This window comes from Streptomyces sp. NPDC127119, from assembly GCF_042677425.1.
Classification (GTDB): Bacteria; Actinomycetota; Actinomycetes; order Streptomycetales; family Streptomycetaceae; genus Streptomyces.
The window spans coordinates 21687-35250 of sequence record NZ_JBHXTO010000018.1 but is presented as its reverse complement, the minus strand read 5'-3'; the positions used below and the strand labels follow the sequence as shown (position 1 = coordinate 35250).

General features: G+C 71.3%; 12 protein-coding genes. 6 read left to right on the top strand and 6 right to left on the bottom strand.

Annotated elements, in window-relative coordinates; all coding sequences use genetic code 11:
* Positions 1-53: 53 nt before the first annotated feature.
* Together ACFVH5_RS11450 and ACFVH5_RS11445 are read left to right on the top strand one after the other, a co-directional pair.
* Positions 54-2084: a bifunctional polysaccharide deacetylase/glycosyltransferase family 2 protein gene (locus ACFVH5_RS11450; protein WP_385833320.1), complete on the top strand. Its 2031-nt coding sequence runs from the start codon at positions 54-56 to the stop codon at positions 2082-2084.
* Positions 2085-2127: 43 nt separating this feature from the next.
* Positions 2128-3345, top strand: coding sequence for an LCP family protein (locus ACFVH5_RS11445; protein ID WP_385833319.1), 1218 nt, complete (start codon positions 2128-2130; stop codon positions 3343-3345).
* Here ACFVH5_RS11445 and ACFVH5_RS11440 read toward each other — a convergent pair.
* Positions 3296-4573 carry a N(5)-(carboxyethyl)ornithine synthase gene (locus ACFVH5_RS11440; protein WP_385833318.1) on the bottom strand — a complete coding sequence of 426 codons (1278 nt, stop codon included), beginning with the start codon at positions 4571-4573 and terminating at the stop codon, positions 3296-3298. The two genes, ACFVH5_RS11445 and ACFVH5_RS11440, sit on opposite strands and share 50 nt — an antisense overlap.
* 102 nt (positions 4574-4675) lie before the next feature.
* Complete coding sequence (locus ACFVH5_RS11435) at positions 4676-4948, bottom strand: hypothetical protein (RefSeq protein WP_385833317.1); 273 nt, start codon at positions 4946-4948, stop codon at positions 4676-4678.
* A gap of 450 nt (positions 4949-5398) precedes the next feature.
* On the opposite strand from ACFVH5_RS11435, the gene ACFVH5_RS11430 reads away from it, so the two are divergent.
* Complete coding sequence (locus ACFVH5_RS11430) at positions 5399-5602, top strand: cold-shock protein (protein WP_384804684.1); 204 nt, start codon at positions 5399-5401, stop codon at positions 5600-5602.
* A 124-nt stretch (positions 5603-5726) separates the two neighbouring features.
* Positions 5727-6827, top strand: a complete 1101-nt coding sequence (locus ACFVH5_RS11425; protein WP_385833316.1) for a fatty acid desaturase family protein — start codon at positions 5727-5729, stop codon at positions 6825-6827.
* 1 nt (position 6828) lies between these two features.
* Here the strand turns inward: ACFVH5_RS11425 and ACFVH5_RS11420 are convergent, their stop codons facing one another.
* The 3 genes from ACFVH5_RS11420 to ACFVH5_RS11410 all read right to left on the bottom strand — a co-directional run bounded on the left by ACFVH5_RS11420 (position 6829) and on the right by ACFVH5_RS11410 (position 9572).
* Entirely contained in the window at positions 6829-7500 is a 672-nt protein-coding gene (locus tag ACFVH5_RS11420; protein WP_385833315.1) for a response regulator, read from the bottom strand.
* Positions 7469-8866, bottom strand: a complete 1398-nt coding sequence (locus ACFVH5_RS11415) for a sensor histidine kinase (RefSeq protein WP_385833314.1) — start codon at positions 8864-8866, stop codon at positions 7469-7471. Before ACFVH5_RS11415 ends, ACFVH5_RS11420 begins: the two co-directional genes overlap by 32 nt.
* A 127-nt stretch (positions 8867-8993) precedes the next feature.
* On the bottom strand, positions 8994-9572 hold the full coding sequence (locus tag ACFVH5_RS11410; RefSeq protein WP_385833313.1) for a TetR/AcrR family transcriptional regulator: 579 nt from the start codon (positions 9570-9572) through the stop codon (positions 8994-8996).
* A 356-nt stretch (positions 9573-9928) separates the two neighbouring features.
* Here ACFVH5_RS11410 and ACFVH5_RS11405 point away from each other — a divergent pair, with 356 nt between their 5' ends.
* Positions 9929-11416 (top strand): MFS transporter, encoded by a 1488-nt coding sequence (locus tag ACFVH5_RS11405; RefSeq protein ID WP_385833311.1) that lies wholly within the window; start codon positions 9929-9931, stop codon positions 11414-11416.
* A 44-nt stretch (positions 11417-11460) separates the two neighbouring features.
* Here ACFVH5_RS11405 and ACFVH5_RS11400 read toward each other — a convergent pair whose 3' ends face one another.
* A complete protein-coding gene (locus ACFVH5_RS11400) occupies positions 11461-12372 on the bottom strand; it encodes a helix-turn-helix domain-containing protein (RefSeq protein ID WP_385833310.1) in 912 nt (303 codons plus the stop codon).
* Between the two features lie 166 nt (positions 12373-12538).
* Here ACFVH5_RS11400 and ACFVH5_RS11395 point away from each other — a divergent pair, with 166 nt between their 5' ends.
* Positions 12539-13411, top strand: a complete 873-nt coding sequence (locus ACFVH5_RS11395) for an oxidoreductase (RefSeq protein WP_385833366.1) — start codon at positions 12539-12541, stop codon at positions 13409-13411.
* Positions 13412-13564 lie beyond the last annotated feature (153 nt).

The window sequence follows — 13564 nt, the reverse complement described above, 5'->3', positions numbered from 1 at the left end:
GCTTGGTGAGGGCCCGGCACAAACAGACCCGCGATCCGCGAGGGCACTGGCTGTTGCTGATACTCGTCCTGCCCGCGATGTTCGCCGCCCTCCTCTTCGAGGGCTGGACCAACCACGAGGTCGACGCCGCCGACACCCGCTCCGCCTGCACCTCGCCCGCCCCCGACGCCGTGGCCCGCGGCGGCCCCGTCATCGGCATCAACCGCAACGGCGTACAGACCGCCTCGATGCCCGCCCGCACCGTCGCGCTCACCTTCGACGGCGGCCCCGACCCCGTCTGGACCCCGCGCCTTCTCGACCTGCTGAAGAAGCACCGGGCCCGCGCCACCTTCTTCCTCCTGGGCTCCCGGGCGGCCCGCCACCCGGACCTCGTACGGCGGATCCGCGCCGAGGGCCACGAGATCGGCTCCAACACCTACACCGGAGCCGTCCTGGGCGAGACGTCGGCCCTCCGCTTCTCCGCCGAACTGGACCTGACGCAGAGCGTGTTGGCGAGCACCGCCGACCTGCGCACCAATCTGCTGCGGATGCCGCGGACCACCTCGCCCGACACCCTGTGCGGCCGTGAGTGGGCGGCGGCCCGGCGGGCCACCGCCCAGGGCTATGTGCTGGTCGCCGCCGACAAGGCGTCCCGCAAGCCCGCGCAGGGCATGGTCCGCCAGTTCAGCCAGACGGCGACCGCGTACCGGGAGACCGAGAAGCTGCTCCGCAACCCCGGTGTCGACCGCTTCACGACCGTCTCCGCCGGGGCCCGGCTGGCGCCGTACCAGCGGGTGTCGGCCGTCGAGCGCTGGAGCGGTACGGCCCTGATCAGGACCGCCTGGCTGGGGCGCGCCTTCTCGCAGGCGATGACCTGGACGCTCGGCGTCGCCGGGGCTCTCGGCGTGCTGCGGCTGCTGCTGCTCGTCCACTTCGCCCGCGCCCATGTGCGCCGGCTCGAACGCTCCCGGCCCGGCGCGCCCTGGCTGCGGAAGGTGACGCAGCCGGTCACCGTGCTCGTGCCCGCCTACAACGAGGAGGCCGGGATCGAGGCCACCCTCCGCTCACTGCTCGCCTCCGACTACCCGCGGCTGCAGATCGTCGTGATCGACGACGGCTCCACGGACCGTACGGCCGCACTCGCCGAAGGCGTCGGTGACGCGCGGGTACTGGTGATCCGCAAGGCCAACGCGGGCAAGGCCGCCGCCCTCAACACCGGCCTGGAGTACGCCCGTCACGACATCCTCGTGATGGTCGACGCCGACACCGTCTTCGAACCGGACGCCGTCCACCACCTCGTCCAGCCGCTCGCGCACCCGGCCGTCGGCGCGGTCAGCGGCAACACCAAGGTCGGCAACCGGCGCGGACTGCTCGCCAAGTGGCAGCACCTGGAGTACTGCTTCGGCTTCAACCTCGACCGCCGCATGTTCGAGGTGCTGGAGTGCATGACCACCGTGCCCGGCGCGATCGGGGCCTTCCGCCGGGACGCACTGGCCGGGGTCGGCGGGGTCAGCGACGACACCCTCGCCGAGGACACCGACCTCACGATGGCCCTGTGGCGGGCCGGCTGGCGCGTCCTCTACGAGGAGTCCGCCGTCGCCTGGACCGAAGTGCCCACCTCGCTGCGGCAGTTGTGGCGCCAGCGCTACCGCTGGTGCTTCGGCACGATCCAGGCCATGTGGAAGCACCGCGGCGCCGTCCTGGAGACGGGCGTGGCCGGACGCTTCGGCCGGCGCGGACTCACCTACCTCGCGATCTTCCAGGTCGCGCTCCCGCTGCTCGCCCCGGTCATCGACGTGTTCGCCCTGTACGGCGTGCTGTTCCTCGACCCGTTCGCCTCGGCCGCGGTGTGGTTCGCCTTCATGGGAGTCCAACTGCTGTGCGCCGGTTACGCGTTGAGGCTCGACGGGGAGCGCGTACGCACGCTGTGGTGGATGCCGTTCCAACTCGTCGTCTACCGGCAGCTGATGTATCTCGTCGTCATCCAGTCCGTGGTCGCCGTGCTGCTCGGCAGCCGGCTGAGATGGCAGATCATGAAGCGTTCCGGCACCGCCGGTGAACAGATCGGCGACCCCGCCCCGTATAAGAGCGTGCCCATGGGATGACCCCGCGACCGGGGTGACGGACGCCGAGGGACTGGACAGGCGGATGAACGACCGGACCGACCACGGGACCGGCCACGGTGCGTGGCCGGGGCGCGGGAACGGCGCCCCGCCCTCGACCCGTACGGCACCACTGCCCGGCATGCCCTCACCGGCCACCCCGGGCCGTACGCACGAGGGCCGCACGGGCCAGGAACGTACGGGCCAGGGCCTTGCGGACTACGGGAGCCGGCCCCGTCGGAGCGCGACCGGCGGCCGGTCCCCGAAGCCCCGACCCACCCGGCGCCGCAGGGCCGTGCGGCTGGCGGTCCTGCTGCTCGCCGCGCTGGTCGCGGCCTCCGCCGGCACCTATGTGTGGGCCGACACCGAGCTGGACCAGGAGGTCGACCTGGGCGCGCTCCCGGACCGCGCACCGGCCGGAAAGGGCACCAACTACCTGATCGTGGGCTCCGACAGCCGGGCGGGCCTGTCCGAGCGGGCCAGGAAGGACCTGCGCACCGGCTCGGCCGAGGGGCGCCGCACCGACTCGATGATCCTGCTGCACACCGGCGCCAACGGCACCACCATGCTGAGCCTGCCGCGCGACTCCTGGGTGACCGTCCCGCCGTACGTCCGCCCCGAGACCGGCCGCAGCTACCGCGCCGAGCCGAACAAGCTCAACGCCGCGTTCTCCCTCGGCGGCCCCGACCTGCTCGTACGGGCCGTGGAGAGCAACACCGGGCTGCGCGTCGACCACTACGCGGAGATCGGCTTCGCGGGTTTCGTCGGAGTGGTCGACGCGGTCGGCGGGGTGGACATGTGCCTGGACCGGGACGTCAAGGACCCCAACTCGGGCGCGGACCTGCGGAAGGGCTGCCAGACCCTCGACGGCTCCGAGGCGCTGGCGTTCGTCCGGCAGCGCAAGCAGGAGGCCCAGGGCGACCTGGGCCGGACCCGCAACCAGCAGAAGTTCCTGACCGCCCTCGCCGAGAAGGCGGTCACCCCCGGCACCCTCCTCAACCCCGCCAGGTCCTTCCCGACCCTCGGCGCGGGCCTGGACACGCTGGTGGTCGACAAGGGCACGGGCCTGCGGGACCTCATGACGCTGTTCCGCGCCATGCGGGGCGTCACGGCGGGCGGCGGCCGTCAGCTCAACGTGCCCGTGTCCGACCCCGCGCTCGCCACCTCCAAGGGCAGCGCCGTGCGGTGGGACGACCGCCGCGCCCGCACCCTCTTCACCGAGCTGAGGAACGACCGCCCGGTGACGCTCCCGCGGGAGAGGTGACTCCGTCCTTCGCCGCCGTGTCCTTCGCTGCCGTGTCCTTCGGCGCAGGGGCAAGCACCGGAGCCGTCGGGGGCGCGGCGGCCGGGACCTCGACGGCGTGCGGGTACACGGCCGAGCGCTTCTGGAAGGAGAGGATCTTCGGATTCAGGACGACACCGTCGCGGATCTCGATGGCGTTCTTGACCGTCGCGTCACCGTCCCAGGCCGCCGGGCCGCTCAGCACCTTGCGCAGATACGGCAGAAGCGCCTCGCTGATCTCCCAGGTGGCCGAGTTCCACAGGTGCGACGGGCTGTGGTCCACGCCGTAGTAGTGGCAGCCGGGGCCCACCGCGGGCATCGGGTCCTCGAACGTGGTCGGCCGGGCCCATTCGAAGCCCATGCCCTCGTCGCAGGAGACGTCGACGAAGAAGGTCCCCGGCTTGAACAGGGCCAGTTCCTCCTCGGTGACGAACGTGAGCGGCGCGTCGGTGTCCTGCCTTATGCAGTTGACGATCACGTCGAACCCGGCCAGATACTCCGCGAGCGGCATGCGGCCGGACCCGGTGAGGGCCTCCAGCCGGGACGGGTCGTCCTCGTGCTCGGCGAAGTGGCCCATCACGACCGACGGCATCGGCGAGGCGACCGCCGCGGCGGCGCGCTGGGTCAGCACCGTGACGTCCGAGATCCCCATGGCGCCCAGGCCCGTCACCGCCCCGCGTGCCGTGGCCCCGAAGCTGATGACCACCGCGCGCATCCGGCGGCCGTAACTGCCGGTCAGCCCGCCGAGCTGCAGGGCGTGCAGCACCGAGCAGTAGCCGGCCAGTTCGTTGTTCTTGTGGAACACATGGACGCTGAAGGCGCCCGTGGAGGTCCAGTGGTTCATGGCCTCCCACGCGATGAGGCTCAGCTGCCGGTCGATGGCGAGCTGCGTCATCCGCTCGTCCTGCACGCAGTGCGGCCAGCCCCACAGCACCTGGCCCTGGCGCAGCTGGGCCACGTCCTCGTGCATCGGCTTGGGCAGGAGGAGCACATCGCACTCGTCGAGGAGCTGATCACGGGAGCGCAGTCCGCCCACCAGCGGTCGCAGCGCGTCGTCACCGACACCGAACCGGCTGCCGTAACCCTCTTCCAGGAAGATCTTCGCGCGTACGTCGGGAGCGATCCGGTCGAGGTGACCGGGGTGCAGCGGCAGTCGGAACTCGTTCTCCTTGCGGGAGGAGGCAAGTACTCCGAGACTCAACAGACTCATGCGCGTCCTTCTATTTCGTTGTCGTCGTGCTGGTTCGATCGTGGTGCCGGTTCGATCGTCGTGCTGGTTCCGTCCGGGGTGTGCAACGCCGGACCGACCGGATCAGGAACGGTCCGCCCGGTGCCTGCGCACACGTTCGGCCAGGGGAAGGGCCGTCTCGCCCAGCCCGTTGCCGGACCCGCACGCCATGCGCGCGCAGGTGCCGTGGCAGGCGAGGAGCTGTCCGCCGTCGTGGTGGGAGACCACCACGGCCTCGGGGTCGGGTGCGGTCCGGTAGTCGGTGCCGCACATGAGGCAGGCCAGCCCGGAGAGCATTTCGGCGGTCGGTTCGGGGCGACCGCGGCGGTGGCCGGAGATCGCGTCCTGTGAGTACATGTGTCCCGCATCCTCTGTGTTCGGGTCTGGTCTGACCGTGCACGAGGCTCCCGGACGCCCGAGGGGCGTCCGCGGAGCTTGGAGGGTCGCTATCGCCGGGTGCGGTAGGGACTGCGGGAGACGGCGGGGCGGTACGAGCCTGAAGGCATCGTGCGGCTCATTTCCGGCCGGAATCGTTCTGCGTCGGCCATTGCCGTTCTCCGAGGGCGACGCCGAAACGGGTGACGGCGTACGAGGTGCGCCCGGTGCCGCAACCGTACTCCCTTCCGCATTCGGCGCCGACCTGAAGGGAAGGGGCGGAACTCAGGCCCCTGGGCTTTTTCGCCCATCGGGAACGTATCCGGCACACCGGACGTTGTAGAGAGTGGTTGTAGTTGAAGTTCGCGAAGTGTTTTCGACGGTTTTCTTCGACAGCTGGCCACCAGCATCTCGACTCGAAGGAGACATCACATGGCTCTTGGAACTGTGAAGTGGTTCAACGCGGAGAAGGGCTTCGGCTTCATCGCCCCCGATGAGGGCGGCGACGACATCTTCGTGCACCACTCGGCCATCGACACCGAAGGGTTCCGCTCCCTGGAGGAGAACCAGAAGGTGGAGTTCACGGCCAGCCAGGGCCCCAAGGGGATGCAGGCGGACCAGGTCCGCCCGCTCTGAGGAGCGCCCTTCCCGAGCCTTCTCCCACAAGGCAGGCCCTTTCCCGAGGCAGGCCCGTACGCGGGCCTGCCTCGGCGTGCATCCGGCGCCGGGCCGACAAGAGCCGTACCCCGAGAGGACACACGTGAGCACCACCGACACCATCGACCGGGGCGCCGATCCGGCGGATCCCGCCCGGACGACCAGGCCTCCTCCCGCCCGCCGGGGCAGCGACTACGCCGCGCTCTGCCGCGAGGTCAAGCAGAGCGGGCTGCTGAAGCGGCGGCCGGTCTACTACGCGGTCAAGGTCGGGGCGAACCTGCTCCTGCTGGCCGCCGGCTGGACCGCCTTCGCGCTGATCGGACCGTCGTGGTGGCAGCTGGTGACCGCCGCCTTCCTCGCGGTGATGTTCACCCAGACCGCGTTCATCGGCCACGACGCCGGCCACCACCAGATCGCCGCCTCCAAGCGCGTCAACAACGTGCTCGGCCGCGTCCACGCCGACCTGCTGGTCGGCCTCAGCTACGGCTGGTGGATCAACAAGCACACGCGGCACCACTCCCACCCCAACCACGTCGACCGCGACCCCGACATCGCCGACGGCGCGATCGCCTTCACCGAGGACCAGGCCCGCGTCCGCAGCGGCGCGTACGCCTGGCTGGGCCGCCACCAGGCCTGGCTGTTCTTCCCCATGCTGCTCCTTGAGGGCCTCGCCCTGAAGGTCGCCGGCGTACAGGCCACCTTCGAGCGCGGCCGTACGCGGACCGGGCGCGCGACCAGGCTCGCCGAGGCGGCCATGCTGGCGGCGCACATCGGCGGCTATCTCGCCGCCCTGTTCCTGGTCCTGACCCCGCTCCAGGCCGTGGCCTTCATCGCGGTGCACCAGGGACTCTTCGGGCTGTACATGGGGTGCTCGTTCGCCCCCAACCACAAGGGCATGGCCCTGTTCGGCAAGGACGACAAGGTCGACTTCCTGCGCCGGCAGGTGCTGACGTCACGCAACGTCCGCGGCCACCGGCTCACCGACCTGGCCCTCGGCGGACTGAACTACCAGATCGAGCACCACCTGTTCCCGTCCATGCCGCGGCCCAGCCTGCGCCACGCCCAGGAACTCGTCCGCACCTTCTGCGCCCGGCACGGCATCGCGTACCACGAGACGAGCCTCCTCGACTCGTACGCCCAGGTGCTGAGGCATCTGCACACCGTCGGCGGCCCACTGCGCCTGCGGCCGGAACTGGAGTACTGACTCACCGAGGACTGCGGGGCACCACCAGTCCGCAGTCGTACGCCAGGATGACGGCCTGCACCCGGTCGCGGAGCCCGTACTTCTCCAGGATGTGCGCGACGTGCGTCTTGACCGTCGTCTCTCCCACGCCCAGCTCCAGCGCGATCTCCGCGTTGGACAGCCCACGGGTCAGGGCCCGCAGGACATCGAGTTCACGGCTGGTGAGCGCGCCCAGGCGCGACGGTACGTCGGGGGTCGCGGGCGCGCCGAGATGGGCGAAGCGGTCGAGCAGCCGGTGGGTGACCCGGGGCGAGAGCACGGCGTCACCGGCGGCCACGGTACGGATGGCGCCGACGAGCGAGTCGGCCGGTCCGTCCTTGACGAGGAAGGCGCTGGCCCCGGCGCGCAGGGCGTCCACCACGTGTGCGTCCAGGTCGAAGGTGGTCAGGATGACGACGCGGCTCGGTGACCCCGTCTCCGCGATACGGCGGGTGGCCTCGACGCCGTCCATGTTCGGCATCCGGATGTCCATCAGGACGATGTCCGGGCGCAGGGACAGGGCGCTCTCGACGGCCTCGACGCCGTCCGCCGCCTCGCCGACGACCGTGATGTCCGGTTCTGCTTCGAGGATGAGCCGGAATCCCGTCCGGATCATGGGCTGGTCATCGACCAGCAGGACGCGGATGGCTTGCATGCGGGGGATGCCCTTCGTAGTGCCCTGCGAGGTCGAATGAAAGATCGTCCGATGCCGATGCCGATGCCGATGCCGATGCCGTCGGTGTCGGTGCTTCTGTCTGTACGGGTGACAGCGTCGGCGTCGACGACGGCAGCGGTACGACCGCGTGCACGCAGTAGCCGCCGCCAGGACGCGGGCCGGTGTGCAGCGAACCGCCCACGGCCCCGATGCGTTCCCGCATGCCGAGCAGTCCATGACCGGGCCCGTCGGGCAGGCCGGCCGGGCGCGGGGCCGCCCCCTCGCCCGGCCGGGGCCCGTCGTCGCAGAGCCGGACGGTGAGCCGCCCGTGCCTGCGTTCCCAGGCGACGGTCAGCTCGGCGTGGGTGCGGCCCGCGTGCTTGAGCGTGTTGGTGAGCCCTTCCTGCACGACGCGGTAGACGGTCAGGTGCGAGCCCGCCGGCAGTTCGGCGGGTGTCCCGGTCGTCGTGAAGTCCACGGTGAGACCCGCCGCGCGCACCGCGTCCACCAGCGCGGGCAGGGCCTCCACGGTGGGCTGCGGCGGCTCCCTGCTCGGATCGGCGTCCGCCTCGTCCTCCGTACGCAGGACGTCGAGGAGTCGGCGCAGTTCGGTGACGGTCGCCCGGCCCGTCTCCTCGATCGTGCCGTGCAGCTCGTGGGCCTTGTCGCCGTCGCGGTCCTGGATCCGGTCGGCGGCGATCGTCTGGACGACCATGAGGCTGACGTTGTGCGCGACGATGTCGTGCAGCTCGCGGGCGATCCGGGCCCGCTCCTCCATGACGGCGGCGCGCGCGTTGGCCTCCTGCGCGCGTTCTAGCGCGGCGGCCCGCTCCAGCACCTGGTCGCGGATGGCGGCGCGCGCCCGGGTCAGCCGGCCGAGCGCCCAGGCCCCGACCAGCAGCACGGCATCCGCCAGCAGGGTGGCGATGCGGTGCCCGTGCGGGGCGAGGACCGCCTCGGCGACGGCCGCGGCCGGGATGACCACGGCCACGACCAGGGTGGCCGTCCGGGGCGCGCCCCGCCGGGCGGTCAGCAGCACGGCCGTGGCCACGCCCAGGTAGGAGGGCCCGATGGAGGTGCCCTGGGGACCGGACAGATGCGGGATGTAGTGCCGTGCCTGGAGCGCGGCCACCGCCGCCGTCATGACCAGCAGCACCGGCAGGGGGAACCGCCGGTGGAGGGCCAGCGGCAGGGCGGACAGCAGGGCCAGTACGAAGAACAGGGCGTCCGGAGTGCGCAGCTCGGGCACGTCGGCCGGCATCGGCGCGAGCGGGACGAACGCGCCCGCGGTGAAGAGCAGGGCCAGACCCGCGTCCGTGACGGCCGGGGGCACGCGCCGTCCGGCGAACGAGTCCATCAGGGTCATGGTCCCCACGGTAGACGGACCGCCGGGGCCGCCCCTCTGGCCTGGGGAGGAACGGTGCGTGGCAGCCTCCTCCGTGAAGGCATCCTCCGCAGGGAGGAGGGCCCGCCGGGACCGCTGGGCGGGCACGTCAGTGGGTGACGCGTACGCCGTCCAGTGCGATGGCCATCACCCGGTCGCGCTGGGTGTCGTCGTCGAAGGTCGTCGCGGTGATGCCCGCGACCATGCGCAGCAGATCGACGAAGGTCATGTCCGTACGGGCCTCGCCGGCCCGTTGGGCCCGCTCGAACAGGGGGGTGCCCGCCGCGTACATGGAATCGCGGCAGGCGGCGAAGATCTCCGACTCGTCGTTCAGGGCCTCGCGCACGGCCCGCTTGGTCACCATGTAGCCGGCGAACCGGTCCAGCCACGCCGTCAGCGCCTCCCACGGGGCGAGGTCCGCGACCTCCTCGGCGACCTCGCACAGCGAGTTGACCTCGTCCGCGTACAGGCTCTCGAAGAGGTGTCTGCGGGTGGGGAAGTTGCGGTACAGCGTGCCGATGCCGACACCCGCGCGACGGGCGATGTCCTCCAGGGAGGCCTCAGCGCCCTGCTCCGCGAAGGCCTCACGGGCGGCGGTGAGCAGCGCGTCGTAGTTGCGGGCCGCGTCCTTCCGGTGGGGCCGCCGGGTCGCGACGATCTCGCTGATGGGGAACGGCTGGGCGGTCACTTGCTGCCTCCCGGGCGGGACGAGGTTGAAGCGGAGGTATGCCTCCGCTACAGTGGAGGGGTACCTCCACTTTAGCAGTGCGGGGTGCGTCCACCGGGGACACGTGCGGCCGCACGCGCCACCGGTGGACGCACCCCCGTCTCCGTCCGGGCGCCGCGCCGAGCGCACCGCCCGCCCACTCGACACTCCCTGACACCTTCCGCGACCTTCCCCTGCTCCCGGCTGCCGCCTCCGGCCGCGCCCGGACAGGGGACCCGTCCCACGACCACCGCCGCGTCCCGTGCCGCTCCGGCATGCGCGGACGACGCGAACGTGACGACAGGACCGGGGCCGCAACCAGTTCGGAGAGGCCTTTCATGCCCCGCAAGTCCACCCGCCTCACCTTCGCGGTCCTCGCGACCGGTGCGGGCGTCTTCTCCATGCTCCAGTCGCTGATCGCGCCGGCCCTGCCGACCGTCCAGCACGAACTGCACACCTCCCAGTCCACCGCGACCTGGGTGATGACGGCGTACCTGCTGTCCGCCTCGGTCTTCACACCGATCCTCGGCCGGGTCGGCGACCTCATCGGCAAGAAGCGCACCCTGGTCGCCGTCCTGGTGACCGTGATGATCGGCTGTCTGATCGCCGCGCTCGCCCCGAACATCGGGGTACTGATCGTCGCCCGGGTCGTCCAGGGCATAGGCGGCGCGCTGTTCCCGCTGTCCTTCGGCATCATCCGCGACGAGTTCGCCGCGTCCCGGGTGAGCCCCAGCATCAGCAACCTGTCCGCCGTGATCGCAGCGGGCGGCGGTGTCGGCATGGTCGCGGCCGGTCCCATCGTGACCGCGCTCGACTACCGGTGGCTGTTCTGGCTGCCCGTCGGAGTCGTCGCGGTGACCGTCCTCATCGCCGTCCGGTACGTCCCCGAGTCGCCCAGGCGGGCCGAGGGCCGCGTGAACTGGCTCGGCGCGATCCTGCTGTCGGCATGGCTGGTGGCGCTGCTCCTGCCGCTCAGCCAGGCGACCCGGTGGGGCTGGGGCTCGGGCAGGGTCATCGGGCTGTTCGCCGCCGCGGTCGTCCTCTTCGTCCTGTGGCTGCTCGCCGAGGCGCGCTCCCGCTCGCCGCTGATCGACCTCAAGGTCATGCGGCTGCCCGCCGTGTGGACCACGAACACCGCCGCGCTGCTGTTCGGCGCGGGCATGTACTCGATCTGGTCCTTCCTGCCCGCCTTCGTCCAGACACCCAGCTCCGCCGGGTACGGGTTCGGCGCGAGCGTGACCGCGTCCGGACTGCTCATGCTGCCGATGCTGGTCGCCATGTTCTTCTCGGGCATCCTGAGCGGCCGGCTGGAACCCGTCGTGGGGGCCAAGAAACTGCTCACGACCGGCGCCGCGCTCGGTGCCGTCGCCTGCGGATTCCTCGCCCTGTGGCACGACGAGCAGTGGCAGGTCGCCTTCGTGTCAGGCGTGTTCGGCCTCGGTATCGGCCTCGCGTTCGCCTCGATGGCCAACCTGATCGTCGGCAGCGTCCCGGCCGAGCAGACCGGCGCCGCGACCGGGATGAACGCCAACATCCGCACCATCGGCGGGTCCATCGGCGCCGCGGTCACCAGCGTCCTGGTCACCGGCCGTCTGCAGACCTCGGGGCTGCCGGAGGCCTCCGGCTACACCCACGGGTTCACGCTGCTGGCACTGCTGCTCCTGGCCGCGGCCCTGGCGGCGCTGCTCGTCCCGGTCCGGCACGTGCGCCGTATCGCCGGCGGGCCCCGCGCCACCGGCGGCCAGGAACCGGACGCGGACCTGGAGGTGGAGTCGGCCCTGGCGCGTACGAACCAGGAGACCATCGCCCCCGCCGTACGCAACTGACGTCACCGTACGCACCTGACGTCACCGGTCGTACGCACCTGACGTCACTGGTCCTCGACGGCCCGGCGGCTCTCGGAGCCTGCCGGGTCCCGGTCCGCCTCCCCGGACGCCGTCAAACTCCCCAATATGGCGAGCAGTTCGGCGTCCCGGCTGCCCGGTGCGGCCTGGAAGACCTTGAGGACCAGACCGTCCGCCCCGACGATGCCCAGCTTGCTGGCGTACAGCTCGAAGTCGCCGACCTTGGGGTGCCGCAGCCGCAGGACACGTGACTGCTTCGGGTGCACGTCGTGGCGGCCCCACAGCTGCCGGAAGCGTTCACTGCGTACGGACAGCTCGCCCACGAGTTCCACCAGGCGGGGGTCGTCGACGTCGGGCCCCACATTGGCCCGCAGCGCGGCGACCCCCGCTTCGGTCAGCTGGTCCCAGTCCCGCCGCAGCTCACGTTCGCTCTCGTCGAGGAGGACGGCCCGCATGATGTTGCTGCCGGGGGCGTGGTTCGGGGACAGGGCCCTGGCCAGCGCATTGGCGGCCAGCACGTCGGTGAACTTGTTCTCGACGTAGGCGGGGTTGTTCGGCCAGGCGTCCATGAGCTGGAGGATGTCGGGCGGCACGGTCTCGGGCCTGCGCGCGGCCCCGCGTCCGCGGCCGGCGGCGGCACCCGCCTTGTGCGCCTGCGACGGCCGGACCTGGGCCAGCCCGATCAGGTGCTCCGTGGCGTCGGCGTCCAGATTCAGGACGTCGGCCAGGGCTTCGAGGACCTGGAGCGACGGATTGCGGTCGCGGCCCTGCTCCAGGCGCAGGTAGTAGTCGGCGCTGATGCCGGAGAGCATCGCGACCTCCTCGCGGCGCAGGCCCGGGACGCGCCGCAGGCCGCCGCCGCGGATCCCCGCGTCCTGTGGCCGGACCAGGGCACGGCGGGCGCGCAGGAACTCTCCGAGGACGTTCGTGCCGTTCATACCGCCACCGTAGTTCCGCCCCGGCGCGGGTGACTGTCCCTGTCACTCCCAGGAACAGCGGGGTACTGCCGTCCGCGTCCGGCCCCGCGCAGAGTCGAAGAGCAAGGCGCGAAGAAAGAAACGCAAGAAACACAAGAAACACATGAAACGCAGCGAGAGGCACACCATGACGGACGTGACCGGCACACTCTCCGGCGGCACCCTCACCCCGGCCGACGGCCTGACCCTCACACGCATGGGGTACGGGGCCATGCAGCTGGCGGGTCCCCACGCGTTCGGGCCGCCCAAGGACCGGGACGAGGCCGTCGCGGTGCTGCGGGAGGCCGTCGAGCGGGGCATCACCCACATCGACACGAGCGACTTCTACGGCCCGTACGTGGTCAACGAGATCATCAGGGAGGCCCTGCACCCGTACGCCGACGATCTGCGCATCGTCACCAAGGTCGGCGCCCGCCGTGGCGACGACGGGGCGTGGATCTTCGCGCGGGAACCCGAGGACCTCAAGGCCCAGGTCCGGGAGAACCTTCAGCGCCTCGGCGTGGAGACGCTCGACGTGGTGAACCTGCGGGTCGGCTCCGCCGAGGGCACGGACGAGGAGCCGCTGAGCGACCAGTTCGGGGCGCTGGCGGAGCTGCGGGAGCAGGGGCTGATCCGGCACCTCGGTGTCAGCTCCGTGTCCGACGCGCAGCTGACCGAGGCGCAGGCCATCGCGCCGGTCGTCACCGTGCAGAACCTTTACAACCTGGCCAACCGGCAGGACGACGCGCTCGTCGAGCGGTGTGCGGCGGAGGGGATCGCGTTCGCGCCGTTCTTTCCGCTGGGCGGGTTCAGTCCGCTCCAGTCGTCGATCCTGACGGACGTCGCGACGCGCCTGGACGCATCGCCCCAGCAGGTCGCCCTGGCCTGGCTGCTCCAACGCTCCCCGTCGATCGTCCTGATCCCGGGCACGTCGTCACGGGCACACCTGCGCGAGAACATCGCGTCCGCAGAGCTGGTCCTCCCGGACGAGGAGATCACTGAACTGAACAAGATCGCCTAAGCGATTCCCCCGCATGTGCCCCGCAGCCGACGATGTACGCCGCCTGCGGGCCGGTGGGGGCCCACCGAACTGGGCAAGGAGGCTTGCGGATTCCCACCTAAGGGGCGCGGGGAACTGCGCGCTCAGCCACATCCGGCCCGCAGTCGACGTCGT

Coding starts and splice junctions, on each gene's coding strand:
- ACFVH5_RS11400 (WP_385833310.1), bottom strand. CDS start 12,372: ATGAACGGCACGAACGTCCTCGGAGAGTTCCTGCGCGCCCGCCGTGCC.
- ACFVH5_RS11420 (WP_385833315.1), bottom strand. CDS start 7,500: ATGCAAGCCATCCGCGTCCTGCTGGTCGATGACCAGCCCATGATCCGG.
- ACFVH5_RS11445 (WP_385833319.1), top strand. CDS start 2,128: ATGAACGACCGGACCGACCACGGGACCGGCCACGGTGCGTGGCCGGGG.
- ACFVH5_RS11430 (WP_384804684.1), top strand. CDS start 5,399: ATGGCTCTTGGAACTGTGAAGTGGTTCAACGCGGAGAAGGGCTTCGGC.
- ACFVH5_RS11395 (WP_385833366.1), top strand. CDS start 12,539: ATGACGGACGTGACCGGCACACTCTCCGGCGGCACCCTCACCCCGGCC.
- ACFVH5_RS11405 (WP_385833311.1), top strand. CDS start 9,929: ATGCCCCGCAAGTCCACCCGCCTCACCTTCGCGGTCCTCGCGACCGGT.
- ACFVH5_RS11415 (WP_385833314.1), bottom strand. CDS start 8,866: ATGACCCTGATGGACTCGTTCGCCGGACGGCGCGTGCCCCCGGCCGTC.
- ACFVH5_RS11435 (WP_385833317.1), bottom strand. CDS start 4,948: ATGTACTCACAGGACGCGATCTCCGGCCACCGCCGCGGTCGCCCCGAA.
- ACFVH5_RS11440 (WP_385833318.1), bottom strand. CDS start 4,573: ATGAGTCTGTTGAGTCTCGGAGTACTTGCCTCCTCCCGCAAGGAGAAC.